The sequence below is a fragment of the Burkholderia semiarida genome, from assembly GCF_029268935.1.
Lineage (GTDB): Bacteria > Pseudomonadota > Gammaproteobacteria > Burkholderiales > Burkholderiaceae > Burkholderia > Burkholderia semiarida.
Map to the genome: position 1 here is coordinate 1,199,843 of NZ_JAHLCL010000005.1, position 23,350 is coordinate 1,223,192.

General features: G+C 66.4%; 27 protein-coding genes and 2 pseudogenes. 11 read left to right on the plus strand and 18 right to left on the minus strand.

Features of this window, described 5'->3' with window-relative positions; translation table 11 throughout:
* Positions 1–693, minus strand: coding sequence for a VOC family protein (locus KPB06_RS12285; protein ID WP_059583745.1), 693 nt, complete (start codon positions 691–693; stop codon positions 1–3).
* A gap of 239 nt (positions 694–932) precedes the next feature.
* Here KPB06_RS12285 and KPB06_RS12290 point away from each other — a divergent pair, with 239 nt between their 5' ends.
* Positions 933–2,393, plus strand: a complete 1,461-nt coding sequence (locus tag KPB06_RS12290) for an aminotransferase-like domain-containing protein (RefSeq protein WP_059583742.1) — start codon at positions 933–935, stop codon at positions 2,391–2,393.
* Between the two features lie 132 nt (positions 2,394–2,525).
* On the opposite strand, the gene KPB06_RS12295 is transcribed toward KPB06_RS12290, so the two are convergent.
* The gene (locus KPB06_RS12295) at positions 2,526–2,924 is read right to left on the minus strand and encodes a hypothetical protein (RefSeq protein WP_059583741.1); all 399 of its coding nucleotides are present in this window, start codon (positions 2,922–2,924) and stop codon (positions 2,526–2,528) included.
* A complete protein-coding gene (locus KPB06_RS12300) occupies positions 2,912–3,652 on the minus strand; it encodes a LysM peptidoglycan-binding domain-containing protein (protein ID WP_059583739.1) in 741 nt (246 codons plus the stop codon). Before KPB06_RS12300 ends, KPB06_RS12295 begins: the two co-directional genes overlap by 13 nt.
* Before the next feature lie 389 nt (positions 3,653–4,041).
* On the opposite strand from KPB06_RS12300, the gene htpG reads away from it, so the two are divergent.
* From htpG to KPB06_RS12315, 3 genes are read left to right on the plus strand one after another with little or no spacing between them, the layout of a single operon-like run.
* A complete protein-coding gene (gene htpG, locus KPB06_RS12305) occupies positions 4,042–5,940 on the plus strand; it encodes a molecular chaperone HtpG (RefSeq protein WP_060010264.1) in 1,899 nt (632 codons plus the stop codon).
* An 8-nt stretch (positions 5,941–5,948) separates the two neighbouring features.
* Positions 5,949–6,545 (plus strand): chorismate--pyruvate lyase family protein, encoded by a 597-nt coding sequence (locus KPB06_RS12310; RefSeq protein ID WP_060010292.1) that lies wholly within the window; start codon positions 5,949–5,951, stop codon positions 6,543–6,545.
* 1 nt (position 6,546) lies between these two features.
* Positions 6,547–7,023, plus strand: coding sequence for a DNA-deoxyinosine glycosylase (locus KPB06_RS12315; protein ID WP_059583736.1), 477 nt, complete (start codon positions 6,547–6,549; stop codon positions 7,021–7,023).
* Positions 7,024–7,058: 35 nt separating this feature from the next.
* Here KPB06_RS12315 and KPB06_RS12320 read toward each other — a convergent pair whose 3' ends face one another.
* Complete coding sequence (locus KPB06_RS12320) at positions 7,059–7,487, minus strand: hypothetical protein (RefSeq protein WP_034174483.1); 429 nt, start codon at positions 7,485–7,487, stop codon at positions 7,059–7,061.
* Positions 7,471–8,280 (minus strand): nucleotidyltransferase domain-containing protein, encoded by an 810-nt coding sequence (locus tag KPB06_RS12325; RefSeq protein WP_322091048.1) that lies wholly within the window; start codon positions 8,278–8,280, stop codon positions 7,471–7,473. The genes KPB06_RS12320 and KPB06_RS12325 overlap by 17 nt, the downstream gene beginning before the upstream one ends.
* Between KPB06_RS12325 and KPB06_RS12330 the strand changes: the two are divergent.
* A pseudogene (locus tag KPB06_RS12330) lies at positions 8,230–8,595 on the plus strand (DNA-deoxyinosine glycosylase); the annotation flags it as partial. The gene KPB06_RS12325 and the pseudogene KPB06_RS12330 sit on opposite strands and share 51 nt — an antisense overlap.
* A gap of 63 nt (positions 8,596–8,658) precedes the next feature.
* Here the strand turns inward: KPB06_RS12330 and KPB06_RS12335 are convergent.
* The 5 genes and pseudogenes from KPB06_RS12335 to KPB06_RS12355 form a co-directional block, all read right to left on the minus strand.
* Positions 8,659–8,982 carry a helix-turn-helix domain-containing protein gene (locus tag KPB06_RS12335; protein ID WP_275905611.1) on the minus strand — a complete coding sequence of 108 codons (324 nt, stop codon included), beginning with the start codon at positions 8,980–8,982 and terminating at the stop codon, positions 8,659–8,661.
* A pseudogene (locus KPB06_RS12340) lies at positions 8,979–9,340 on the minus strand (type II toxin-antitoxin system RelE/ParE family toxin). The gene KPB06_RS12335 and the pseudogene KPB06_RS12340 overlap by 4 nt, the downstream one beginning before the upstream one ends.
* A gap of 314 nt (positions 9,341–9,654) precedes the next feature.
* The gene (locus KPB06_RS12345; protein WP_059583731.1) at positions 9,655–9,909 is read right to left on the minus strand and encodes a hypothetical protein; all 255 of its coding nucleotides are present in this window, start codon (positions 9,907–9,909) and stop codon (positions 9,655–9,657) included.
* Positions 9,910–9,923: 14 nt separating this feature from the next.
* Positions 9,924–10,232, minus strand: a complete 309-nt coding sequence (locus tag KPB06_RS12350; protein ID WP_059583730.1) for a type II toxin-antitoxin system RelE/ParE family toxin — start codon at positions 10,230–10,232, stop codon at positions 9,924–9,926.
* A complete protein-coding gene (locus KPB06_RS12355; RefSeq protein ID WP_059583728.1) occupies positions 10,229–10,507 on the minus strand; it encodes a YlcI/YnfO family protein in 279 nt (92 codons plus the stop codon). The genes KPB06_RS12350 and KPB06_RS12355 overlap by 4 nt, the downstream gene beginning before the upstream one ends.
* 181 nt (positions 10,508–10,688) lie before the next feature.
* On the opposite strand from KPB06_RS12355, the gene KPB06_RS12360 reads away from it, so the two are divergent.
* The 3 genes from KPB06_RS12360 to mctP all read left to right on the plus strand — a co-directional run bounded on the left by KPB06_RS12360 (position 10,689) and on the right by mctP (position 13,594).
* The gene (locus tag KPB06_RS12360) at positions 10,689–11,606 is read left to right on the plus strand and encodes a class I SAM-dependent methyltransferase (protein ID WP_060010267.1); all 918 of its coding nucleotides are present in this window, start codon (positions 10,689–10,691) and stop codon (positions 11,604–11,606) included.
* A gap of 198 nt (positions 11,607–11,804) precedes the next feature.
* Entirely contained in the window at positions 11,805–12,047 is a 243-nt protein-coding gene (locus KPB06_RS12365) for a DUF3311 domain-containing protein (RefSeq protein WP_006490660.1), read from the plus strand.
* Positions 12,044–13,594 carry a monocarboxylate uptake permease MctP gene (mctP, locus tag KPB06_RS12370; RefSeq protein ID WP_060010270.1) on the plus strand — a complete coding sequence of 517 codons (1,551 nt, stop codon included), beginning with the start codon at positions 12,044–12,046 and terminating at the stop codon, positions 13,592–13,594. The genes KPB06_RS12365 and mctP overlap by 4 nt, the downstream gene beginning before the upstream one ends.
* Positions 13,595–13,683: 89 nt before the next feature.
* On the opposite strand, the gene KPB06_RS12375 is transcribed toward mctP, so the two are convergent.
* The 5 genes from KPB06_RS12375 to KPB06_RS12395 all read right to left on the minus strand — a co-directional run bounded on the left by KPB06_RS12375 (position 13,684) and on the right by KPB06_RS12395 (position 18,818).
* Positions 13,684–14,139, minus strand: a complete 456-nt coding sequence (locus KPB06_RS12375) for a VOC family protein (protein ID WP_059583723.1) — start codon at positions 14,137–14,139, stop codon at positions 13,684–13,686.
* 245 nt (positions 14,140–14,384) lie between these two features.
* Positions 14,385–15,338 (minus strand): transaldolase, encoded by a 954-nt coding sequence (gene tal, locus KPB06_RS12380; protein ID WP_059583766.1) that lies wholly within the window; start codon positions 15,336–15,338, stop codon positions 14,385–14,387.
* A gap of 168 nt (positions 15,339–15,506) precedes the next feature.
* Positions 15,507–16,718 carry a benzoate/H(+) symporter BenE family transporter gene (locus KPB06_RS12385; RefSeq protein ID WP_059583722.1) on the minus strand — a complete coding sequence of 404 codons (1,212 nt, stop codon included), beginning with the start codon at positions 16,716–16,718 and terminating at the stop codon, positions 15,507–15,509.
* Positions 16,719–16,773: 55 nt separating this feature from the next.
* Positions 16,774–17,949: a vWA domain-containing protein gene (locus KPB06_RS12390; protein WP_060010275.1), complete on the minus strand. Its 1,176-nt coding sequence runs from the start codon at positions 17,947–17,949 to the stop codon at positions 16,774–16,776.
* 26 nt (positions 17,950–17,975) lie between these two features.
* On the minus strand, positions 17,976–18,818 hold the full coding sequence (locus KPB06_RS12395; RefSeq protein WP_059646686.1) for an AAA family ATPase: 843 nt from the start codon (positions 18,816–18,818) through the stop codon (positions 17,976–17,978).
* 245 nt (positions 18,819–19,063) lie between these two features.
* On the opposite strand from KPB06_RS12395, the gene KPB06_RS12400 reads away from it, so the two are divergent.
* Together KPB06_RS12400 and KPB06_RS12405 are read left to right on the plus strand one after the other, a co-directional pair.
* Complete coding sequence (locus KPB06_RS12400) at positions 19,064–19,423, plus strand: c-type cytochrome (RefSeq protein ID WP_006478192.1); 360 nt, start codon at positions 19,064–19,066, stop codon at positions 19,421–19,423.
* 40 nt (positions 19,424–19,463) lie between these two features.
* Positions 19,464–19,823, plus strand: coding sequence for a c-type cytochrome (locus tag KPB06_RS12405; protein WP_006490657.1), 360 nt, complete (start codon positions 19,464–19,466; stop codon positions 19,821–19,823).
* A gap of 110 nt (positions 19,824–19,933) precedes the next feature.
* On the opposite strand, the gene KPB06_RS12410 is transcribed toward KPB06_RS12405, so the two are convergent.
* Positions 19,934–20,401: a DUF1841 family protein gene (locus KPB06_RS12410; protein ID WP_371090871.1), complete on the minus strand. Its 468-nt coding sequence runs from the start codon at positions 20,399–20,401 to the stop codon at positions 19,934–19,936.
* A gap of 193 nt (positions 20,402–20,594) precedes the next feature.
* Between KPB06_RS12410 and KPB06_RS12415 the strand changes: the two genes are divergently transcribed.
* Complete coding sequence (locus KPB06_RS12415) at positions 20,595–21,524, plus strand: DMT family transporter (RefSeq protein WP_059583718.1); 930 nt, start codon at positions 20,595–20,597, stop codon at positions 21,522–21,524.
* A gap of 105 nt (positions 21,525–21,629) precedes the next feature.
* Here the strand turns inward: KPB06_RS12415 and nth are convergent, their stop codons facing one another.
* A complete protein-coding gene (gene nth / locus KPB06_RS12420) occupies positions 21,630–22,274 on the minus strand; it encodes an endonuclease III (protein ID WP_006478196.1) in 645 nt (214 codons plus the stop codon).
* Positions 22,271–23,161, minus strand: a complete 891-nt coding sequence (gene rsxB, locus KPB06_RS12425) for an electron transport complex subunit RsxB (protein ID WP_275905612.1) — start codon at positions 23,159–23,161, stop codon at positions 22,271–22,273. Before rsxB ends, nth begins: the two co-directional genes overlap by 4 nt.
* Between the last annotated feature and the right edge of the window lie 189 nt (positions 23,162–23,350).

Sequence of the window (23,350 nt, forward strand, 5' to 3'; positions counted from 1 at the left end):
TCAGCGCAGCGTGCGCGTGCCCTGCGGCGTGTCGAATTCGGCGACGAGCGCGGGCGGGCCGTCGGTGGATTCGACGTCGAGCAGGTGCGCGGCGCCGAGCCAGTCGAGTTGCTCGCGGATCGTATCCGCACGCGGATGGGCGCCCTTGAGCGCCTTCAGCGCGACGCCGTCGTTCGGCAGCGAGTCGGCCGGATGGCGCGGGCTGTCCCACTGGATCAGCGACGGCACGAGGCCGTCGCCCGCCCCTTGCCATGCGGGGAAGCTGCCGTCGTCGGGCACCGTGAGGCCCCAGCTCAGGTCGCCGCGCCGCATCGCGACGACGGGCGCGATGCGGGCCGGGTACTGGCGCTGCCACAGCGCAAGCTGGCGCGGGCGGTCGACGCGGGCGACCCAGTGCGCGAGAAACGGGCCCTGCGCGAGCCGAGCCTGAATCGCCGGATCGTCGAGCCCGAACAGCCGCGCGCGCGGCAGCTTCGCATCGTCGCCCGGCGCGGGCGCATCGGGGTCGATCGCGATCACTTCGAGGTAGAGCCCGCCCCACGCGCCGAACAGCGCATTGTGGGTCCGCATCAGCGGGTGGCGGCCGCCGCCGGCCGGTTCGATGCCGAGCGCGTCGGCGACATGGCGCACGCCTTCGTCGAGGGTGCGCGCGGCAATCACGAGATGGTCGAGTGTCAGGGAGCGGGCTGGCATGAGCGTCGGTCGGGAAGCGAAAGTGTCATGGTAGGCGGACGACGTACCGGGCGGGGGCCGGGCCGGCCGGCGCACCGGCCGCGATGCGGGCCGGCGGGCGCGGCGCCTGGTATGGCGCGGCCGGAACGGCGGCCGCACGATCGCCATTCCGGTCAACTGTAATCGTCGCTACCGGCACAGTAACGGTACAATCGGCGCGATAGCCTTCGGTACAGTTGGAGCCGCCGCCCATGTCCACCATGTCCACCGTCCCACTCGCCCAGATTCCCGCGCCGCACGACACCGCCACGCTCACGCTCGTCGACCAGCTGGTCCAGTGGGCGCGGCGGCGGATCGACGAACGCGTGTTCCGTCCCGGCATGCGCATGCCGTCGATCCGCAAGCTCGCGCTCGACAAGGGCGTGTCGCGCTTCACCGTCGTCGAGGCCTACGAGCGCCTCGTCGCGCAGGGCTACCTCGACTCGCGGCGCGGCTCCGGCTTCTACGTGCGCGAGCGCACGGGCGCCGGCCCGCAGCCGGCCGACGGCGTCGCGCGCGTGGCCGAGGCCGCGCCCGTGCACAACACGATCGACGTCGTCTGGCTGCTGCGCAACATGCTGCACACCGTCAGCCCGGAGAAGGGCCCGGGCCTCGGCTACCTGCCGGGCCGCTGGCTCGACGGCGAGCTGATCACCGGCGCGCTGCGCGCGCTCGGGCGTCAGTCGGGCGCACAGATGCTCGGCTTCGGCACCGCGCAGGGCTTCCTGCCGCTGCGCCAGCAACTGCAGACGCGTCTGGCCGAAGTCGAGATCGGCGCGAAGCCCGAACAGATCGTGCTGGTGTCAGGCATCACGCAGGCGATCGACCTGATCTCGCGGATCTACATGCGGCCGGGCGACGCGGTGATCGTCGGCGATCCCGCGTGGTTCCAGATGTTCGGCCGTTTCGCGGCGCAGGGCGCGCAGCTCGTCGGGATGCCGTATACGCCCGACGGCCCCGACCTCGACGCGCTCGAAACCCTGGTGCAGATGTGGCGGCCGAAGATGCTCGTGATCAACTCGGTGCTGCAGAACCCGACCGGCACGTCGCTGTCGGCCGCGCAGGCGTTCCGGATCCTGAAGCTCGCGGAGGCCTACGATTTCCTCGTCGTCGAGGACGACGTGTACGGCGACCTGTGCCCGCCAAGCTATCCGGCCACGCGCCTCGCGAGCCTCGACCAGTTGAAGCGCGTGATCTATCTCGGCAGCTATTCGAAGACGCTCGCGGCGAACCTGCGGGTCGGCTACGTGGCGTGCGCGCCGGAAATCGCGAAGGCGGTGACCGACCAGAAGATGCTGGTCGGGATGACCACGCCCGAGCTCAACGAGCGCGTGCTGTACAAGATCCTGACCGAAGGGCATTACCGGCGCCACGTCGAGCGGCTGCGCGCGCGGCTCGACGGCGTGCGCGACAAGACCGCGCGGATGCTCGAGCGCACGGGGCTCGGGCTCTTCACGATGCCGGCGGCCGGGATGTTCCTGTGGGCCGATACGGGCGTCGATTCGGACGCGCTCGCGGCGGTCGCGCACGAAGCCGGCTTCCTGCTGACGCCGGGCAGCCTGTTCTCGCCGCAGCAGTCGCCGTCCACGTGGATGCGCTTCAACGTCGCGAATTGCGGCGATCCGGCGCTGCCGGGGCTGCTGGCGGGCTATATCGACTCGGCGGTGCGGCGCGCGTCGTGACGCGGAATGGGGGGAGGCCCGCTTCGCGAGCCGCCGCGGAGGGCGGCGGTCCTTCAAACGGTGCGTTCCCTGACTGGAGGCCGCGTCGCATGGACTCGGGCCGCTTTGCCGCTGCGCGGCACGTTTTGCGGGTTACTGCTTAACGCGCTTCATGCTGCAACGCAATACGTCCGCGCTATCGCTGTTGTACCCGTCCAGGTTCCTGTAGCCCTTCGCGATCCAGTAATCCGGGTAAGCCGGGTCGAAATCAAGCGATATCACGCCGAAACCACAGGGCTGTCCCTTCAGCAAGAAGGCGATTTTCGGTTGGGCCGCGGTCGGATCGCTTTCGATCACTCGATAGGGGCGCTTCGCGCAATGCGCGAAAGGCGTGCGCCATTCGATCGTTTTTTCGGTCACACGAAGTTGGCCGTCGCATTGCCGGCCGTGACCGACGAACGTCCCGGCAAGCGGCTGATTGCCGGCCTGCGCCACACCTGCCAGCAGCGCGGTAATAAGGCCCAACGCCTGGGCGATTCTCACGGCGAGCATACGGGTTCCTTGCCCTGCTGAATGGTTGCCAGCGCGTAATCGAGCTTTTTTGCGTAAGTGCCGGGTGCTTTCGTGTTGTAAAGCCGACCGACGTTTGCCGTAGTCATCGGCTTCCAGCCTATGATGACTTTGCGTATCGCCGCCTTCTGATATTTCAGGAGTTGTCCTGGGCGCAAAGTGCCAACACCCGGATTGAGTGCGCGTAGCGTGTCGATTGTCGAGCCCTGTTGTCGGGCAATTTTGTCGAGGCTATCGCCAGGTCTGACGGAAATTTCGTACGTGCGTCGATCCGGGTCCGGAACGCTTTGCATGGAGAAATTCGCCAAGCGCATGAGCAGATAACCGATAGCGGCGCGGATGTTGTAAGCGGGCACGGCGCGTGCATTCGCGCGGGTCAGCCGCGATTGGGTCGACGCCGGCAAGATAAGATCGCCCCCTTCCTTGCCTGACAACAAACCGTCCAGCCCTGGATCGTCGTACATGCCGATCTGCATGGGGTTCGATGCCCATAATGGATCTCCGGCGCCGGTCTCGACCCACGCCATCGCCTTGATGAGCCGCCAGTCCAACGGACGGTAACCCGCCACACCGGCAAGGTGCCGATTGTATTCGCCTACTGCTGCCCGAAGCTCGCAATCGTAGATCTGCCATTTTGGATCGTCAGCCGCCGACTTAATGCCATCTTGCCATTTCTCGTAACCGGTTTTCGCTGGTGAGGCTATGGTCATATCGGGTTGTCTCAATATTTAATGTCACAGGTCATGGCGCCGATTCGGCGTCCGCTCGGACGCGGGGGCCGTGACGATCCGGCGCTGCCGGCGTTTTCGCCCCACCACCGCCAGGCGCCGATGCAGTCGCTCGGCCAGGATCCGGGGCGCGTGCGACATTTGAACAAATTTCCGTCCGCGGCAACATCGGACACGTTCGAATCTATGCGGATCGGTAACCGGATCGGTAACCGGATCGGTCGGCCGCGCAGCCGGCATGCGCGATCCGCTTGCCGCGATCACCCGAGGCCCTTGAAATCGAGTCGTTCGTCCCCAGATGAGCGCGCAAACCCGCTCGGCACGGCATGGCGGGGGCGCCTATCAAGTTCAAGTAAGAGGAAACAGCATCCATGGCACATGAAACGATGAGCTTTCAGGCAGAGGTCAAGCAACTCCTCCACCTGATGATTCATTCGCTCTACAGCAACAAGGAAATCTTCCTGCGCGAACTGGTGTCGAACGCGTCCGACGCGGCCGACAAGCTGCGTTTCGAAGCGCTCGCGGATAACGCGCTGTACGAGAACGATCCGAACCTGCGCATCCGCATCGGCTTCGACAAGGCCGCGCGCACGATCACGATCGACGACAACGGTATCGGCATGAGCCGCGACGAGGCGATCGCGAACCTCGGCACGATCGCGCGTTCGGGCACCAAGGAATTCTTCACGAAGCTGTCGGGCGACCAGCAGAAGGACGCGGCGCTCATCGGCCAGTTCGGCGTCGGCTTCTACTCGGGCTTCATCGTCGCGGACAAGATCACCGTCGAAACGCGCCGCGCCGGCCTGCCGGCGAACGAGGCCGTGCGCTGGGAAAGCGCCGGCGAGGGCGATTTCACGATCGACGCGATCGAGCGCGCGCAGCGCGGCACGACGATCACGCTGCACCTGCGCGAAGGCGAAGACGATCTGCTGTCGTCGCACCGCCTGAAGTCGATCATCCAGAAGTACTCCGACCACATCGCGCTGCCGATCCTGATGCGCAAGGAAGAGTGGGATCAGGAAAAGGGCGAGATGGTCCTGAAGGACGAGGACGAAACCGTCAACCAGGCGAGCGCGCTGTGGACGCGTTCGAAGAGCGACGTCACCGACGAGCAGTACACGCAGTTCTACCAGCACATCGCGCACGATCACCAGGATCCGCTCACGTGGACGCACAACCGCGTCGAGGGCCGCAGCGAATACACGCAACTGCTGTTCGTGCCGGCGCACGCGCCGTTCGACCTGTGGAACCGCGATTATCGCGGCGGCCTGAAGCTGTACGTGAAGCGCGTGTTCATCATGGACGACGCCGAGCAACTGCTGCCGCAATATCTGCGATTCGTGAAGGGCGTCGTCGATTCGGCCGACCTGCCGCTGAACGTGTCGCGCGAGATCCTGCAGGAAAGCCGCGACGTGAAGGCGATCCGCGAAGGCGTGACCAAGCGCGCGCTGTCGATGCTCGAGGAACTCGCGAACGCGGAAGACGACGCCGGCAAGGAGAAGTACAAGACGTTCTGGCGCGCATTCGGCCAGGTGCTGAAGGAAGGCGTCGGCGAGGATCACGCGAACCGCGAGCGCATCGCGAAGCTGCTGCGCTTCGCGTCGACGCACGGCGACACCGACGCGCAGGACGTATCGCTCGCCGACTACGTGTCGCGCATGAAGCCCGAGCAGAGCAAGATCTACTACGTGACCGCCGATACGTGGCAGGCCGCGAAGAACAGCCCGCATCTGGAAGTGTTCCGCAAGAAGGGCGTCGAGGTGCTGTTGCTGACCGACCGCGTCGACGAATGGATGCTGTCGTTCCTGCATGAGTTCGACGGCAAGCCGCTCGCGAGCGTGGCCCGCGGCGATCTCGATCTCGGCGAGCTGAACGACGAGGAAAAGAAGGCGCAGGAGCAGGCCGGCGAGGCGATCAAGCCGGTCGTCGAGAAGATGAAGGAAGCGCTCGGCGACAAGGTGAAGGAAGTGCGCGTCACGTTCCGCCTGACCGATTCGCCGTCGTGCCTCGTCGCGGACGACAACGACATGAGCGGCTACCTGCAGCGGATGCTGAAGGCGGCCGGCCAGAACGCGCCGGCGATGCAGCCGATCCTCGAGATCAATCCCGAGCACGCGCTCGTCAAGCAGCTGAATGCCGACAGCGCCGATTTCGGCGACTGGTGCCATCTGCTGTTCGATCAGGCGCTGCTGGCCGAAGGCGGCATGCTCGACGATCCGGCGAGCTTCGTGAAGCGGACCAACGCGCTGCTGCTGTCGCGCGCCGCGTGAACGCGCGCATGCGATTCGACGGCGCGCAGGCCGGCTGGCGCGAGACGCCGCGGCCTGGCTGCACGCTCGACCAGCGCGACTGGATGACGCGCGGCGGATCGCTGACCGCGCATCTCGCGCGGCTCGGCCGCGTGAACGTGCGCGTGACGCGCGAGGCCGTCGACCGTCCGTGGTTCGACGAGCCGGACGCGCTCGCCAGTTCGCCGCGCGCGCCGATGTGGGTGCGCGAGGTGATCCTGTCGGTCGACGGCACGCCGTACGTCGCCGCGCACAGCATCGCGCCGCTCGCGGCCAGCAAGGGTGTGTGGCAGGCCATGCGGCGGCTGCGCACGCGGCCGCTCGCGGAGCTGCTGTACAGCGATCCGCAGGTCGAGCGCTCGGCGCTCGTCAGCCGGCGCGTGATCGCCGGTCATCCGTTGTATGCGCTCGCGAGCCATGCATTGCAGGGTGCGCGCGCGCCGCATGCGTTTGTCGCGCGGCGCTCGGTGTTCCAGCGTCACGGCAAGCCGCTGATGGTGACCGAGTGCATGCTGCCGGCGCTGTGGCGTCATCTCGCCGCGCACGGCGACGGGCCGCGATCCGTCGGGCCGTACGGAGACGCGTGAGATGCTGCAAGGCTTTCCGCCGGTCGTCGCGCCGAATACGCACACGATGATCCTCGGCAGTTTTCCGGGCGAGGCGTCGCTCGACGCCGCGCAGTACTACGCGCATCCGCGCAACCAGTTCTGGCGGCTGCTCGGCGCGGTGCTCGGCGAACCGACGCTGCATGAACTGCCGTACGACGCGCGGCTCGAGCGCGTGCTGTCGCACGGCATCGGCATCTGGGACGTCCTCGATGCATGCCATCGGCAAGGCAGTCTCGATTCTGCGATCCGGAATGCGAAGCCGAACGACTTTGCGTCGTTGCGCGAGCATGCGCCGTTGCTGAAGAAGGTGTGTTTCAACGGGAAGACGGCGGGGCGCTTTGCCGACGTGATCGGGCGGGCCGGGTATGAAACGCTGGTGCTGCCTTCGTCGAGCCCGGCGAATGCGATGCTGTCGTTCGAGCAGAAGCTGGAGCAGTGGCGCGGGATTCGTCCCTGAAGCTCGTTGGATTCAGCGTATCCCGCGAAGCAGTATCAGGTGGACGGCAGCAGGTGGTCGAGTAGAGATACGGTTTCAATGAGTTCAGCAGTGAGCCGAACCAACTCGGCGGTCAGACTCGCTGGAAGATCTATGTTGCCCTCGTATTCGGCCGCATTGCGCCTGCGATGGCAGGTATCGAGCACGCGCCATTTTTCGGTCGGCCAGCCGATCGTGTGTTCGAGACACTGAAAGACCAGATATCGGTCGTCGCTCCGGTATCCGTGAGCCCGTAACGCGGCGCGTGACGCGGCGTGAGCGGCATCGTAGGCGAGGATGAACTGGCTCTCCGTTGCCATTCCGTTACTGCTTGTGACGGTATCGAGCAAGGTTCGAGCGAGGCCGAGCAGATGCTCGAATTCGCCGCGGTTCGCCGGAAGGGGTTTGAGTTTTCCGATGCGTACGAGGTTATCCAATGCGGTCAATGTCGTCCTCGGTTCCTATAATCATCAGCTTCGGTTGGCGCAGCACTTCCGCGAGGAACGGATGACTTTTGCGTTTCCGTTCGAGAAATTCCTCGTGAGTGTATTGTGTGATCTGGACCGAGCGGCCGAGCTGTCTTTCAGCCGATTCGAGTGCGGCCATGATTTGTCCATAGCTGAGCGTCTCACTGACCAACATAACATCGACGTCGCTACCGGCGTGGTCGCTGCCTTGGGCAACCGAACCGTATACAAAGGCGAGTTGTATCTCTGAGGTCAGCGGTGACAGCGCTTCGCGGAGCACCTCGACGACCCCGAAGGTTTTGAGGATGATGAGACGCAGCTCGCTGAAAATGGGGCTGCCGGCGAACGCTCGCACCTGTTTGAGATTGGCGATGCGTCTGGTTTCGATGAGGCCACCTTTTTCGAGACGATTCAGTTCACGCTGGACGCTGGCACTACCGAGACTGGTCAGCCGGATCAACTCCTTGACGTGAAACCACTGTTCGGGCTGCCCAAACAGGCAGGCCAGAATGGGTTGCTGTGCACTGGAAAAGAGGGCGTCGCCGAGCTTTGTCATAAGCCGTGAGAATAGCACGATTGAGCCAGAATTTAGCACGATCGAGCCAAATTTTAGCTCGATGAGCGACCGTTTCGGCGGATCTAGATAGCAGGGATATCGCGAGACGTTGGTGATGGCCACGGCGAGCCGTGATGGGCCAGATGTCAAATTGACCAAAATACCAACCAGTTCTGGCGGCTGCCCGGCGCGGTGCTCGGCGAACCGACGCTGCATGAACTGCCGTACGACGCGCGGCTCGAGCGCGGGCTGTCGCACGGCATCGGCATCTGGGACGTCCTTGATGCGTGCCATCGCCAGGGCAGTCTGGATTCCGCGATCAGGAACGCGAAGCCGAACGACTTCGATTCGCTGCGCGAGCATGCGCCGTTGCTCAAGCGCGTGTGCTTCAACGGCAAGACGGCCGGGCGGTTCGCCGACGTAATCGGCCGGGCCGGGTACGAGACGCTCGTGCTGCCTTCTTCGAGCCCGGCGAATGCGATGCTGTCGTTCGAGCAGAAGCTCGAACACTGGCGCCGAATCGTGCTTTGATCGGCCGGCGCTGCCGGTAGCCTGGACGGCCCGCGCATCGGAGCGATCGAAACGACGCTGTCGTCAGGTGGCGAATACGACTTCGATGTGCCCTTCGGCTTCCGACCGACGGTCGGGCCCGACGACGATCCGCACGTCGCGTCCGAGCTTCGCCAGGCATTCGAGCATCTTCATTTCGCTCACGCCGCGAAACTGCCCGCGCAGCATGTTCGACAGCTTCGGCTGAGGGACGCCGAGCAAGCGTGCCGCGTGCTGCTGCGTCCATTGGCGCGCCTTGATGATTTCCGCGATCTTCGCGGCGAGTTGGGCCTTCGCCCGCATTTCATCGGCATCGCGCATGCCCAGGTCCGCGTAGACGTTCCCGCTGCCCTGTTCGATTTCGATCATCGCCTTTCTCCTGTTGCGTGTGCGTCGGCTGCTTTCAGACGCGCGGGGATCAGATCGTTGTCCGGCTTCGGTGTCGCGATGCCGCTCGGCGATTTCTTCTGGAAACAGTGCAGTACGTAGACGCTGTTTCCAAGCTTCACCGTGTAGACCGCGCGGTACGTGCCGTTGTCTTCCGATTCCACGATCTCCAGCACGCCAGCCGATCCGAATCCCTTCAAGGGCTTGGCCTGATCGTGCTTGCGCCCTGTCTGCGCCAGATACAGCGCATAGCCGAACGTGCGCTGCACGGTTTCGGGCATGACCTTCAATCCTTGCGCGCCGAACCGAGCCAGTACAGCGGTTTGATGTATGGATCCATCGGTGAATTTATCCCTGTTTGGGTATATTTCAAGGGCCGCGCAGGCATTCGGCGCGGCCGTTCGAATGCGGCGTCAGGAGCGGGCAGGCGAGAAGTGGCCACCGACGGGCGGTGGCGGTTCAGCGATCGGATGCTGCCGACGGGAAATGCGATGTGAACGCCCGGCCGGGCGGCCGTTGCTTCACATTGTTGCGTCGCGGGGAGAGTCGAGACAATTCAGCCGTTCGACAGAGCGCCGTCGCGGCGCATCGATGACGGAAGGAAGGGCGTGGCTGACGAACCGCGACGCATGGGCTTGCGTGTCGCGTCGACGCTCAGTCGTCGTTGCCCCATCGCCAGCGGGGCTGCTCGCCCTTGAGCCAGCACACCGCAGTCAGCAGCGCGACCAGCACCACGAGGCAGGCGGCGTACACCACCGGCGACCGATGCGGCGGCACGAGCCAGGCACTCGCGATGACGCCGATCGCGAACAGCAACAGCACGACCCAGCCTTGCCACGCGACCGGCCATCCCCATCCCCAGCCGTAGCGCTTCGCGGGAAACCAGATTTTCTTGTCGTGCGGGGTCATGCGATTCCTCGTCGTCAGTGGTAGTCGCTTTCTCGCTGGTGGCGGGCCGCGAGGATCGTCACTGTTTGGCCGCCATCGATCTCGAACAGTGCGACATAGCCGGATGCACAGAACGGAATGATCAGTTCCCGGAGAAACGGCATGGACGGACGAACTTTGCGGCAGGTGAACGGCGACGATTCGAGCGTGGCGATTCCCGACGCAATGGCTGCCAACGCGCGTTCTGCCACTTCGACCTCCGCATCGTCACGGTCGACGACAAAAGCATAAAGCCGGTCCAGGTCGTCCGATGCGGCGGACGTGAAGCGAACCGTATAGGTCATCGAGTCTGCCGCTTCCTGCCGCGCAGCGTATCGAGTCGTCGACCCAGGCGTTCCAGCACTTCGGACGAAGACACGTACTCGCCCGTTCGACGGGCTTCGTCGCGCGACGCAATGCCGCGCGCAATGAATTCGCTTTGGAGGCGTCGACGTTCGATGCCTTCGCGAATCGATTGCTCGACGAAGCTCGACAGCGTTTCGCCCTCCAGAAGCACGTTCTCGGCGGCATCGCGCAATTCCGGTTCGACCCGGATAGACGGAAAAGTCGCAGTTTTCATCGTGGCCTCTTTTGCATCGCAATTGCGATACATTGTCCCGTACGCCCATGTCGCCTGCAAGTCGCCCGAATGGCCAGTCGACCGACCGCTCTCGCCACCGGCGGCCCTGGCCCCCACCAATGCTATCCTCTCGTCCGCTCATCCAGCGTCACCCAGCATCACCCAGCGAGATTCAACCATCATGACCCGACTGATCAAGCGTGCGTCCGCCGAGGCGCGCGCGTTCAAGCAACGCCAGCCGTCCGCGTACAACGGCTCCGAAAAACTCCAGCCGCCGCGCGTGAAGCGCCGCCCGGACATCGACGAACACGACGACGTGCCGGTGCTCGAAGCGCCGCGCAAGCCGCGCTTCGCGCCCGTTACGTTCTCCGAAGAAGGCGGCGTGCGCTTCCTGCACTTCGGCACCGAGTGGGTGCAGGGCGCGATGCGGATCTCGAAGCCGCTGCATATCGAGCTCGAATACGCGCAGCAGATGATGGCGTGGCTGCTGTTCCTCGAAACGCCCGAGCGGATCGTCCAGCTCGGGCTCGGCACCGGCGCGCTGACGAAGTTCGCGCATCGTTTCCTGCCGCACGCGAAGGTCGAGGCCGTCGAGCTGAACCCGGCCGTGATCGTCGCCGCGCGCACGATGTTCGCGCTGCCGCCCGACGACGCACGCCTCGTCGTGCACGAAGCCGACGCATGGGATTTCGTCAACGATGCGGCCAACCGCGGCACGACCGGCGCGATCCAGATCGACCTGTACGACGCGACCGCGCGCGGCCCCGTGCTCGACAGCGTCGCGTTCTACCGCGCGGTGCGCGGCTGTCTGGCCGATGCCGGCATCGCGACGATCAACCTGTTCGGCGATCACCCGAGCTTCGTGCGCAACATGAAGCACCTGAACGAGGCGTTCGATCACCGCGTGATCGCGCTGCCGGAAGTGCACGACGGCAACCGGATCGCGATCGCGTTCTCGGGCCCGGCGCTCGACGTGCCGTTCGCGCAGCTCGACGCCCGCGCGAAGCTGATCGAGGACACGCTGAAGCTGCCCGCGCGCAAGTGGGTGAAAGCTTTGAAAGCAACGACCGGCGCACGCGACACGTCGTTCGCGATCTGACGCCGGAGGCACCGGCGCGGGCCGGTGCCTCCACGCGACAAGGGGCGGATCACCTCGGGTTCGCCCCCGCTTGACCGCGTGCTCGCGGCTCCTATACTGGCGCGAAGCCAGGGGAGCCGCAGCCTACCCGTATTGCCGCTCCTCTCGGCGCCGTACCCGCTCAACAAGATCGATAACCGGGATAGAAGAGGAGACGTCATGGCTCACGATGCCGACGCCAACCGGGCCGCCAAGCGCTGGCTCTGGCTGCTGGTGCTGCCGCTGATCGCGATGGTCTGGGTGCCGTCGTACAGCAAGATCGAACCGCAATGGCTCGGTTTTCCGTTTTTCTACTGGTACCAGTTGCTTTGGGTCTTCATCAGCGCGGTGATCACCGCGTTCGTGTACTTCAAGACCAAGAACGCGTGGAAGGCGAGCGGCACGCAAGGAGGTGCGCAATGAATCTCGGCGCGACCTTCGTCTTCGTCCTGCTGTTCATCGGCGTCACGATCATCGGTTTCCTGGCCGCGAACTGGCGGCGCGGCGATCTCGCCCATCTCGACGAATGGGGCCTCGGCGGACGCCGCTTCGGCACGATCGTCACGTGGTTCCTGCTCGGCGGCGATCTCTACACGGCCTATACGTTCGTCGCGGTGCCCGCGCTCGTGTTCGGCGCCGGCGCGATGGGCTTCTTCGCGCTGCCGTACACGATCCTGATCTATCCGTTCGCGTTCGTCGTGTTCCCGAAGCTGTGGAGCATCGCGAAGCGGCACGGCTACGTGACGGCCGCCGATTTCGTCAACGCGCGCTACGGCAGCCGGATGCTCGCGCTCGCGATCGCGGTGACGGGCATCCTCGCGACGATGCCGTACATCGCGCTGCAGCTCGTCGGCATCGAGGTGGTGATCGGCGCGCTCGGTTTCGACACGACCGGCTTCGTCGGCGACCTGCCGCTGATCATCGCGTTCGCGATCCTCGCCGCGTACACGTACACGTCGGGGCTGCGCGCGCCCGCGATGATCGCGATCGTGAAGGACGTACTGATCTACATCACGATCGCGGCCGCTGTCATCGTGATTCCCGCGAAGCTCGGCGGCTTCGGGCACATCTTTTCCGCGGTGCCGCCCGCGAAGCTGCTGCTGAAGGCGCCCGACGCGGCGAGCCTGAACGGCTACAGCGCGTACGCGACGCTCGCGGTCGGCTCGGCGCTCGCGCTGTTCCTGTATCCGCACTCGGTCACGGCGATCCTGTCGTCGTCGTCGGGCAACTCGATCCGCCGCAACATGGCGATGCTGCCCGCATACTCGTTCGTGCTCGGCCTGCTCGCGCTGCTCGGCTACATGGCGCTCGCCTCCGGCGTGAAGGACATGCCGCAATACGCGCCGTACTTCAAGGCGTTCGGCCCGAACTTCGCGGTGCCCGCGCTGTTCCTCGAGTACTTCCCGTCGTGGTTCGTCGGTGTCGCGTTCGCGGCGATCGGCATCGGCGCGCTGGTGCCGGCGGCGATCATGTCGATCGCCGCCGCGAACCTGTACACGCGCAACATCCACCGCGAGTTCGTGAACCGCAACATGTCGCACGACCAGGAAACGCACGTCGCGAAGCTCGTGTCGCTGATCGTGAAGGTGGGCGCGGTGGCGTTCATCCTCGGGCTGCCGCTGACCTACGCGATCCAGCTGCAACTGCTCGGCGGGATCTGGATCATCCAGACGCTGCCGGCGATCGTGCTCGGCCTGTACACGCGCGTGCTCGACCATCGCGGGCTGCTCGCCGGCTGGGCGGCCGGCATCGTCTGCGGTACGTGGATGGCGATCTCGCTGAAGCTGGCGAGCTCGATCTTCACGATCCACCTGTTCGGCCTCGCGATTCCCGGCTACGCGGCCGTGTGGTCGCTGGTCGTGAACCTGGTGGTGTCGGTGGTCGTGAGCGTGCTGGTGCGCGCGATCGGCATGGCGCATGCGGAGGATCGCACGCGGCCGGAGGATTATCTCGACGTCGTCGAGGGTTGATGCGGGCCGAGCGCGGCGGCGTGCCGCGCTCGCGCCGCGCGGCAACGAAAACGCCCGCCACCGCGAGGTGGCGGGCGTTCGTTCCTGCGTCAGCCCTGTGCGCGTTTCGCGAGTTCCTCGCGCTGCGACAGGTCCTCGACGTTGACCATCCAGTGCACGCCGAAACGATCCTTCGCCATCCCGAAGCCGAGCGCCCAGAACGTCTTGCCGAACGGCATCGTCACTTCGCCGCCGTCCGCGAGCGCATTGAACAGCTTCTGGCCTTCGTCGACCGTCGCCGGGTTCAGCGACAGCGAATAGCCGGCGTGCGCGGCGCCGGCCGGCTGGCTGCAGTCCCCGTCCGAGCACATGATCATCGAGTCGCCGATCGTGAAGCTCGCGTGCATCACCTTGTCGGCCATCTCCGGCGACATCGGGTAATCGGGATTCGGCGGTGCGTCCTTGAAGTGCATCTTGAACACCGTCTTTGCGCCGAGCGCCTTTTCGTAGAACTGAAGGGCTTCGTCGGCACGACCGTAGAACGTCAGGTACGGTTGAACTTGCATCGTTGTCTCCTGTGGGCCGGGCAGGCGGAGCGGCGCCGGCTCGGGTACTGCGGGGATTGACCGGGGCGAGCGCGACGGGATGCGGCCGCCGCACTCGTGACGTGGATTGTAGTGCGCGTGCTCGACGATGGAATGAAAAATAAAAACGGCCGCGAACATGCAGTTCGCGGCCGTTCGTCGTGCCTGTTGACGGCTGTTGTCAGTCTTGCTGACAGATCAACCGACACCCGTCACGCACGCGCGGTTCAGCGCAGCGCGTCGATCAGCTTCTCGAGCTTCACCGCGTCGGCGGCGAACACGCGGATGCCTTCGGCGAGTTTTTCGGTCGCCATCGCTTCGTCGTTCAACTGGAAGCGGAACGATGCCTCGTCGATCGCGACGCGCTCGGACGGCTTGTCCTGCAGCGTGTCCGGCGACAGCTTGCGGGCGACCGTCTCGTTGCTCTCCTGCAGCTTCTGCAGCAAATCGGGACTGATCGTCAGCAGATCGCAGCCGGCGAGCTCGGTGATCTGGCTCGTCGTGCGGAAGCTCGCGCCCATCACTTCGGTCTTGTAGCCGAACGTCTTGTAGTACGTGTAGATGCGGCGCACCGATTGCACGCCCGGATCGTTCGCGCCGCCGTCCTTCGCTTCATTCCATTCCGCGCCGGCCTGCTTCTTGTACCAGTCGTAGATGCGGCCGACGAACGGCGAGATCAGTTGCGCGCCGGCTTCCGCGCACGCGGCGGCCTGCACGAGCGAGAAAAGCAGGGTCATGTTGCACTTGATCCCTTCCTTCTGCAGCACCTCGGCCGCGCGAATGCCTTCCCACGTCGACGCGAGCTTGATCAGGATGCGCTCGCGGCCGACGCCGGCCGCTTCGTACAGCTTGATGAGCTCGCGGCCCTTGTCGATCGAGCGCTGCGTGTCGAACGACAGGCGTGCGTCGACCTCGGTCGACACGCGGCCCGGGATCAGCTTCAGGATTTCGGTGCCGAATGCGATCAGCAGGCGGTCGATGATGAAATCGGTGCTTTCGTTGCGGTGATCGCGGACGGTTTTCTCGAGGATCGGCTTGTACGCATCCTTCTGGACGGCCTTCAGGATCAGCGACGGGTTCGTGGTCGCGTCCTGCGGCTTGTATTGCGCAAGCTGCTGGAAGTCGCCCGTGTCGGCGACGACGGTCGTGTACTGCTTCAGCTGGTCGAGTGCGGTAGTCATGGCGATTCGGAAGAAGAGCGCGGGGCGCCGGGTTCTCACGGGCCGCGCGAGCGCGGCGGCGAAGCGAAGCGGCGCCGGGCGCCGCTTCCGATCCATCATTTTAGGCCCGATTCGTGTCGGGCACGTTTTGGCGTGCCGGGCGCGCGCCGCGGCAGGCGGCGAGCCGCGTCACGCGGGGCGCCGCGCGTTCAGGATCACCTGCGTGACGACGCCCGCGACGAGCCCCCAGAACGCGGAGCCGGTCGACAGCAGCGTGAGGCCCGAAGCCGTGACCATGAACGTGACGAGCGCCGCTTCGCGCTGCTTCACGTCCTGCATCGCGTTCGCGAGCCCGCTCATGATCGAGCCGAACAGCGCGAGCGCCGCGACCGACACGACGAGCGCCTTCGGCAGCGCCGCGAACAGCGCGGCGATCGTCGCGCCGAAGACGCCGGCGATCAGGTAGAACGTGCCGCACCACACGGCGGCCGTGTAGCGCTTCGCGTGATCCTCGTGCGCTTCCGGGCCCGTGCAGATCGCCGCCGTGATCGCCGCGAGGTTCACGCCGTGCGAACCGAACGGCGCGAGCAGCAGCGACGCGAGGCCGGTCGTCGCGATCAGCGGCGACGACGGCGTCGAATAGCCGTCCGCGCGCAGCACCGCGATGCCCGGCACGTTCTGCGACGCCATCGCGACGACGAACAGCGGAATGCCGATGCTGACGATCGACGCGATCGAGAACGCGGGCATCGTGAACACGGGCTGCGCGAGCGCGATGTGGAAGCGGCTGAAGTCGAGCAGCCCGAGGCCGCCGGCCACGGCCGTGCCGACGATCAGCGTCGTCGGAATCGCATAGCGCGGCGCGAGCCGCTTGACGATCAGGTAGGTGAAGAACATCGCGAGCACGAGCGCGGTCTGGAACTGCGCGGCGCGGAAGATCTCGATGCCGATCTCGAACAGGATGCCCGCGAGCAGCGCGGCCGCGATGCCGGCCGGAATGCGCTTCATCAGCGTGTCGAACAGCCCGCTCACGCCGACGGCCGTCAGCAGCAACGCGCACACGACGAACGCGCCGATCGCCTCGCGGTAGGGCACGCCGGGCAGCGACGCGATCAGCAGCGCGGCGCCGGGCGTCGACCACGCGACGACGACGGGCGCGCGAAAGCGCAGCGACAGGCCGATGGTCGTCAGCGCCATGCCGATCGACAGCGCCCAGATCCACGACGAGATCTGCGCGTCGGTCAGGTGGGCGGCGCGGCCGGCCTGGAACATCAGCACGAGCGAGCTCGTGTAGCCGGTCATCATCGCGACGAAGCCGGCGACGAGCGCGGACACGGACGTATCGGCGAAAAAGCGGCGGCCGCCGGCGCGGCTGGCGCTCGCGGTGGGCGAAAGGTTCATGCTCTCTCCGGGGCGGCCGCTCGGATGCGGCCTGGGTATCTGCGGGTGGGTGTCGTTACTTGCTGAGTGCGCGCATCGCGGTTTCGAGGCCCGCGAGCGTGAGCGGATACATGCGCTGGCCGAGCACGTCGCGAATGATCGCGATCGATTGCCGGTATTCCCATAGCCGCTCGGGCTCCGGGTTCAGCCATGCATGGTGGGGGAACTGGTCGGCGAGACGGCGCAGCCACACGGCGCCGGCTTCCGGGTTGTTGTATTCGACCGAGCCGCCGGGCTGCAGCACCTCGTACGGGCTCATCGTCGCGTCGCCGACGAAGATCAGCTTGTAGTCGGGCGTGAACTTGTGCAGCACGTCCCACGTCGCGGTGCGCTCCGCGTGGCGGCGGCGATTGTTCTTCCACAGATGGTCGTACACGCAGTTGTGGAAGTAGAAGAATTCGAGGTGCTTGAATTCGGCCTTCGCGGCCGAGAACAGCTCTTCGGTGCGCTTGATGTGGTCGTCCATCGAGCCGCCGACGTCGAGCAGCATCAGCACCTTCACGTTGTTGTGGCGCTCGGGCACCATCCGCAGGTCGAGCCAGCCGGCGTTCGCGGCCGTGCTGCGGATCGTGCCGGGCAGGTCGAGCTCCTCGGCCGCGCCTTCGCGCGCGAAGCGGCGCAGCCGCCGCAGCGCGACCTTGATGTTGCGCGTGCCGATCTCGACCGAATCGTCGTAGTCGCGGTAGGCGCGCGCCTCCCACACCTTCACCGCGGTGCGGTTGCCGTTCGACGGGCCGCCGATGCGCACGCCTTCCGGGTTGTAGCCGCCGTGCCCGAACGGCGACGTGCCGCCCGTGCCGATCCATTTGTTGCCGCCTTCGTGGCGTTCCTTCTGCTCGTCGAGCAGCGCCTTCAAGCGCTCCATCAGCTTGTCGAGGCCGCCCATCGCGTCGATCTGCGCCTTCTCCTCGGCCGACAGCTCGCGCTCGAGGCGCTTCTCGAGCCAGTCGAGCGGGATGTCGAACGCCTCGGACGGCAACGCGGACACGCCGTGGAAATACGCGCCGAACGCCTGGTCGAACTTGTCGAAATATTGCTCGTCCTTGACGAGCGTCATCCGCGCGAGGAAGTAGAACGCGTCGATCGACGGCGAGATCAGCCCGGCCTTCAGCGCTTCGAGCAGCGTCAGGTATTCCTTCACCGAGACGGGCAGCTTGGCTGCGCGCAGCGCGTAGAAGAAATTGAGCAGCATGGCCGGGCCTTCGCGGGTGAGGGGGATTACCGGTTGTGCCGGTTCATGTAGACGAGCCGTTCGAGCAGGCTCAGATCCTGCTCGTTCTTCAGCAGCGCGCCCGCGAGCGGCGGCACGATCTGCTTCGCGTCCGCGCCGCGCAGCGCGTCGGCCGGGATGTTCTCGGCGAGCAGCAGCTTCAGCCAGTCGAGCAGCTCGGACGTCGACGGCTTCTTCTTCAGGCCCGACACGCCGCGCAACTCGAAGAAGCTCTCGAGCGCCGCGCGCAGCAGTTCCTCGCGGATGTTCGGGAAGTGCACCGCGACGATCTTCTGCATCGTCGACGGGTCCGGAAACTGGATGTAGTGAAAGAAGCAGCGGCGCAGGAACGCGTCGGGCAGCTCCTTCTCGTTGTTCGACGTGATGATGACGAGCGGGCGGTGCTTCGCGCGGACCGTCTCGCGCGTCTCGTACACGTGGAATTCCATCCGGTCGAGCTCGCGCAGCAGGTCGTTCGGGAATTCGATGTCGGCCTTGTCGATTTCGTCGATCAGCAGCACGCTCGGGCGCTCGGCGTCGAACGCCTGCCACAGCACGCCCTTGACGATGTAGTTCGCGATGTCCTTCACGCGCGCGTCGCCGAGCTGCGAATCGCGCAGCCGCGATACGGCGTCGTATTCGTACAGGCCCTGCTGTGCCTTGGTGGTCGACTTGATGTGCCACTGCAACAGCGGCATGTCGAGCGCGGCGGCCACTTCCTCGGCGAGCATGGTCTTGCCGGTGCCGGGCTCGCCCTTGATCAGCAGCGGGCGTTGCAGCGTCAGCGCGGCATTGACCGCGAGCTTCAGATCGTCGGTGGCGACGTAGTGCGAGGACCCTTCGAAACGCATGGCGGCGCTCTTCTTCATCGGAAAAAAAACCCAGTATAAGTCAGAAGGGCTGTGCGGGCGGGCCGCGCCCGCGTATCGTTGCGGGGCTGTGGCGGGGCCCACCGGGGTGCCCGTATGGACGCGTTCCCCGCCGACGCGGTACAATCTGGCCGTTTTTTTTGGCCTGCGTGGCGACCGACAAGCAAAACGGCGCGGGCCGTTGCCGCTTCGGCGCCAGTTTCCCCTCAAGCTAGGTTACAAGAGCTATGAACAAATTCGTCGGCAAACACGTCGTTGTCGCAGCGCTCGTGGCGCTCGCGGGCAGCGCGCAGGCGGCCGGTGTGGTCGGCAACCCGAAGGACGGGGCGAGCAAGGCCGCCATGTGCATCGGTTGCCACGGCATCCAGGACTACCGCGCGGCGTACCCGGAGGTCTACCGGGTGCCTGTCCTCGGCGGCCAGAACCAGCAATACCTCGAGAACGCGCTGAAGGCCTACCGCAAGAAGGATCGTCACTTCCCGTCGATGAATGCGATCGCCGGCTCGCTGACCGACCAGGACATCGCGGATCTGTCGGCGTACTACGCCGCCCAGAAGGCCGACACGAAGGACAACCCCTACAAGTAAAGCGCGCGCCGCCGATCTCTCCGGCGGGACAGGAGCATTCATGAACAACGCATTCAAGACGGCGGCGGTTGCACTGGCGGCCGGCCTCGCGATCGGTACCGCCCACGCCGCGGACATCTCGAAGGGCAAGGAACTGGTCGAATCGCACAACTGCGCGGCCTGCCACGGCGCGCAACTGAACAAGCCGATCAACGCGGAGTACCCGCGTCTGGCCGGCCAGCACGCCGACTATCTCGTGTGGGCGATGCGCCAGTACCAGATGGGGCTGACGAACCCGCTGCTCGGTCGCAACAACGCGATCATGCAGGCGCAGGTCCAGAACCTGTCGGTCAGCGACATGAAGGACATCGCGTCCTACATCGAGTCGCTGAAGGAAACCGACCTCGTATTCAAGAAGTAAGCGCGACGGGCCTCACGGGCTCGCGCAGCAAGCATGCCCCGCCTCGGCGGGGTATTTTTTTGCCCGCTTCACGGGGCCGCCAGCGCAGGCCGGGGTGCCGGCCGGCGCACTCAGTCGCGCGACGCGCGGCGCAGGATGCGCTGCAGGTACGCGTCGGTATCGGGCGGCGTGTTCGTGCGCTGCGCTTCCCAGATCGTCTCGCCGAGGCATTCCATGATCGCGTGCTGCGCATCGTGGGTCGAGTCGAGCTTCGCGGCCAGCTTGTCGTGCGCGGCGCGGATGCCGGGCGGCTGGTCGATCGACAACTGCTCGCTGATCGCGAGGTGCATCGACAGGTGCAGGAACGGGTTCGTGCGGCCTTCCTCGGGCGTGTAGTTGCGCGCCGCCGCGCCGTCGGCGTCGGCCAGTTCGTCGTGGTATTCGGGATGCTCGACGATCCAGTCGGCTGCGATCGCTTCGAGCGGCGTCAGGATCTCGCCCGCGCGCTGCTTGCGCCAGGTCTCGGTGAAAAAGCGACGCACGTCGTCGCGGCTTGGATTGAACATGGTGGGGAAACGTCGTGATTCGGGCGGCGTCATGCCGCGTCGGGCATTGTACGCCGGCGCGGCGGACGGCGCTGGCGGTGGCCTCGGGCGGCTGGAGGCGGGCGGCACGGCGCGGGTCGTTGCGGCCGCCCGTCGCGCAACGGGTAAGCGCGGGCTAGGCTCGCCGCCGCCGCGCCGCTACACTCCGACGATTCCTGCCACGGCGCCTTGCTCGCCCGCTTTCACCATGACCGCCACCGTCCGCTCATCGTCCGCCGCCCTGCAGGGCGCGCTCTACGTCGCGTTGTCCGCCGCCGCGTTCGGCGCGATGGCGATTTTCGGCCGCTATGCGTACGCGGCCGGCGTCGACGTGCTCGGGCTGCTGATCGTGCGCTTCGCGATCGGCGGCGCGGTGCTCGCCGCCATCGCGCGGCAGCGCGGCGTCGCATGGCCGCGCGGCCGCGCGCTCGTGCCGCTCGTCGCGATGGGCGCGCTTGGCTACGTCGGGCAGTCGTTCTGCTATTTCAGCGCGCTGCAGCACGCGCAGGCGAGCCTCGTCGCGCTACTGCTGTACCTGTATCCGGCGTTCGTCACGCTGCTGGCCGCGTGGTGGCTCGGCGAGCGGCTGACGCGCGCGAAGGCCGTCGCGCTGGTGCTGTGCGTCGCGGGTTCGGCGCTGATGGTCGGCGGCGGGCACGGCGAGCCGCTCGGGATCGCGCTCGCGCTGGCCGCCGCGGTGATCTACTCGCTGTACATCGTCGGCGGCACCAAGGCGACGCGCGGCGTCGAACCGCTCGCGACCACCGCGATCATCTGCCTGTCGGCCACCGCGACGCTCGTCGCGATCGCCGTCGTGCGAACGGCGGCGTTCGGCGCGCCGCCGCGGTGGCCCGCGACGGCCGGCGGCTGGGCATCGATGCTCGCGATCGCGCTGGTGTCGACGGTGGCGGCCATGCTCGCGTTCTTCGCCGGGCTCGAGCGGCTCGGGGCCGCGCGCACGTCGATGCTGTCGACGCTCGAACCGGTCGTGACGGTCGCGCTCGCGGCGCTGCTGTTCGGGGAAGCGTTGTCGCCGCTGCAGTGGGCGGGCGGTGTCGCGATCCTGGCGGCCGTGCTGGCGCTCGTGCGCGCGGGCGGCGCGGCCGCCGACGACGCGACGGCGACGTCCAACGCGTAGTCGGGAAGGGGGGCACGCCGCCGGCGCCGCGGCGACGCCGGCCGGTTGTCGCGCGTGGCCCGGGCGGCCGGCGCGGCGCGTCGATACGTCAGCCGCGGCTGATGCTCACTCGTTGGGCGGCGGCGTCTTCGGCCGGAATTCGCACAGCGGTTCGATCGCGCAGTGCCAGCATTCGGGCCGGCGGGCCTTGCACACGTAGCGCCCGTGCAGGATCAGCCAGTGATGCGCATCCTGCAGGAATTCCTTCGGCGTGAACTTCTCGAGCGCGGCCTCGACGGCCCGCACGTCCTTGCCCGGCGCGAGCCCGGTGCGATTCGCGACGCGAAAGATATGCGTGTCGACCGCGATCGTCGGCTGGCCGAACGCGGTGTTCAGCACGACGTTCGCGGTCTTGCGGCCGACGCCCGGCAAGCCTTCGAGCGCTTCGCGATCGGCCGGCACCTCGCCATCGTAGCGCTCGAGCAGGATCCGGCACGTCGCGACGACGTTCTTCGCCTTGGTGCGATAGAGGCCGATCGTCTTGATGTACTCGGTGACGCCTTCCTCGCCGAGCGCGACGATTTGTCGCGGGGTGTTCGCGACCGGAAACATTTTCCGCATCGCCTTGTTGACCGACACGTCGGTCGCCTGCGCGGACAGCATCACGGCGATCAGCAGTTCGAACGGCGTCGAGTATTCGAGCTCGGTGGTCGGATGCGGATTGAGGCTCTGCAGCGTTTCGTAGATCGCGCGTCGTTTGCTGGCGTTCATGGAGCGTTCTGGTCGGGCGGCGTGGACGGGCCGTCCGGATCGTCGTTGCCTGCGTCGTTGTCGTGGTCGCCGCCGCCCGACGCGGCATCGGCGTCGCGCTGCGCCTGCTGTTCGGCGAGCCGCTTGCGGCGGGCCTCGGCCGCGTCGATCTGCGCCTGGACGGCCGCGCTCACGCCTTCGGTGTTCTTCGGCCCGGCGCCTTGCCCGGACAGTTCTTCCTTCTTTTTACGCGCGCGTTCGAGCGCGGCGGCGATGATCGCGCGTTTCTTCGCTTCGGCGTCGTCGGCCGGCGCGCCCGACTGCACGGCGGAGGGTTCCGCGGCCGGTTTCGCGGTACTGGCGGCGCGGCGAGCCGCGGCGCGCGCTTCGGCGGCCTCGCGCTCGCGACGCTGGCGCGCGAGCCGCAGATCGTGGCGCTCGCGCGCGGCGTCGGCCTGCTCCTGCGACCACGCATCCCAGCCCGTGCGATCGCCAGTCACCGGCAGCATCGCGATGCAGTCGACCGGACACGGCGGCACGCACAGGTCGCAACCCGTGCACAGCGACGCGACGATCGTGTGCATCTGCTTCGGCGCGCCGACGATCGCGTCGACCGGGCACGCCTGCATGCACAGCGTGCAGCCGATGCACAGGTTTTCGTCGATGAACGCGACCGCGCGCGGATGCTCGCTGCCGTTCACGGGGTTCAGCGGAATCACCGGCTTGCCGAGCAGGCGCGCGAGGCGCGCGATGCCTTCGGCGCCGCCGGGCGGGCACTGGTTGTAGTTCGCGTCGCCGGCGGCGATCGCCTCGGCGTACGGACGGCAGCCGTTATAGCCGCACTTCGTGCATTGCGTCTGGGGAAGCAGATCTTCGATGCGATCCGCGAGTGTTTTGGAATCGGTCACGGTGACAACAGGCTGACAACGGGCGCCGCGGCGCCGAATGGCTCTCGGCCGCGTCGGGCGCGGCCGGAAAGGTTTGCCAAAGCTCGATTATCGCCGATTTCCCGCATTGCGCTGGACGCCGTCTATGCGCATAATCGAACCGCTTTTTTGCAGGGGCTCAGCAGGAGGGTGGCCGCCCGCGGCGCGCCC

Bases quoted from the DNA above. Each gene is read 5' to 3' on its own strand.
- KPB06_RS12285 (WP_059583745.1), bottom strand. From the start codon at position 693: ATGCCAGCCCGCTCCCTGACACTCGACCATCTCGTGATTGCCGCGCGC.
- KPB06_RS12290 (WP_059583742.1), top strand. From the start codon at position 933: ATGTCCACCGTCCCACTCGCCCAGATTCCCGCGCCGCACGACACCGCC.
- KPB06_RS12295 (WP_059583741.1), bottom strand. From the start codon at position 2,924: ATGCTCGCCGTGAGAATCGCCCAGGCGTTGGGCCTTATTACCGCGCTG.
- KPB06_RS12300 (WP_059583739.1), bottom strand. From the start codon at position 3,652: ATGACCATAGCCTCACCAGCGAAAACCGGTTACGAGAAATGGCAAGAT.
- htpG (WP_060010264.1), top strand. From the start codon at position 4,042: ATGGCACATGAAACGATGAGCTTTCAGGCAGAGGTCAAGCAACTCCTC.
- KPB06_RS12310 (WP_060010292.1), top strand. From the start codon at position 5,949: ATGCGATTCGACGGCGCGCAGGCCGGCTGGCGCGAGACGCCGCGGCCT.
- KPB06_RS12315 (WP_059583736.1), top strand. From the start codon at position 6,547: ATGCTGCAAGGCTTTCCGCCGGTCGTCGCGCCGAATACGCACACGATG.
- KPB06_RS12325 (WP_322091048.1), bottom strand. From the start codon at position 8,280: ATGCAGCGTCGGTTCGCCGAGCACCGCGCCGGGCAGCCGCCAGAACTG.
- KPB06_RS12335 (WP_275905611.1), bottom strand. From the start codon at position 8,982: ATGATCGAAATCGAACAGGGCAGCGGGAACGTCTACGCGGACCTGGGC.
- KPB06_RS12345 (WP_059583731.1), bottom strand. From the start codon at position 9,909: ATGACCCCGCACGACAAGAAAATCTGGTTTCCCGCGAAGCGCTACGGC.
- KPB06_RS12350 (WP_059583730.1), bottom strand. From the start codon at position 10,232: ATGACCTATACGGTTCGCTTCACGTCCGCCGCATCGGACGACCTGGAC.
- KPB06_RS12355 (WP_059583728.1), bottom strand. From the start codon at position 10,507: ATGAAAACTGCGACTTTTCCGTCTATCCGGGTCGAACCGGAATTGCGC.
- KPB06_RS12360 (WP_060010267.1), top strand. From the start codon at position 10,689: ATGACCCGACTGATCAAGCGTGCGTCCGCCGAGGCGCGCGCGTTCAAG.
- KPB06_RS12365 (WP_006490660.1), top strand. From the start codon at position 11,805: ATGGCTCACGATGCCGACGCCAACCGGGCCGCCAAGCGCTGGCTCTGG.
- mctP (WP_060010270.1), top strand. From the start codon at position 12,044: ATGAATCTCGGCGCGACCTTCGTCTTCGTCCTGCTGTTCATCGGCGTC.
- KPB06_RS12375 (WP_059583723.1), bottom strand. From the start codon at position 14,139: ATGCAAGTTCAACCGTACCTGACGTTCTACGGTCGTGCCGACGAAGCC.
- tal (WP_059583766.1), bottom strand. From the start codon at position 15,338: ATGACTACCGCACTCGACCAGCTGAAGCAGTACACGACCGTCGTCGCC.
- KPB06_RS12385 (WP_059583722.1), bottom strand. From the start codon at position 16,718: ATGAACCTTTCGCCCACCGCGAGCGCCAGCCGCGCCGGCGGCCGCCGC.
- KPB06_RS12390 (WP_060010275.1), bottom strand. From the start codon at position 17,949: ATGCTGCTCAATTTCTTCTACGCGCTGCGCGCAGCCAAGCTGCCCGTC.
- KPB06_RS12395 (WP_059646686.1), bottom strand. From the start codon at position 18,818: ATGCGTTTCGAAGGGTCCTCGCACTACGTCGCCACCGACGATCTGAAG.
- KPB06_RS12400 (WP_006478192.1), top strand. From the start codon at position 19,064: ATGAACAAATTCGTCGGCAAACACGTCGTTGTCGCAGCGCTCGTGGCG.
- KPB06_RS12405 (WP_006490657.1), top strand. From the start codon at position 19,464: ATGAACAACGCATTCAAGACGGCGGCGGTTGCACTGGCGGCCGGCCTC.
- KPB06_RS12410 (WP_371090871.1), bottom strand. From the start codon at position 20,401: ATGACGCCGCCCGAATCACGACGTTTCCCCACCATGTTCAATCCAAGC.
- KPB06_RS12415 (WP_059583718.1), top strand. From the start codon at position 20,595: ATGACCGCCACCGTCCGCTCATCGTCCGCCGCCCTGCAGGGCGCGCTC.
- nth (WP_006478196.1), bottom strand. From the start codon at position 22,274: ATGAACGCCAGCAAACGACGCGCGATCTACGAAACGCTGCAGAGCCTC.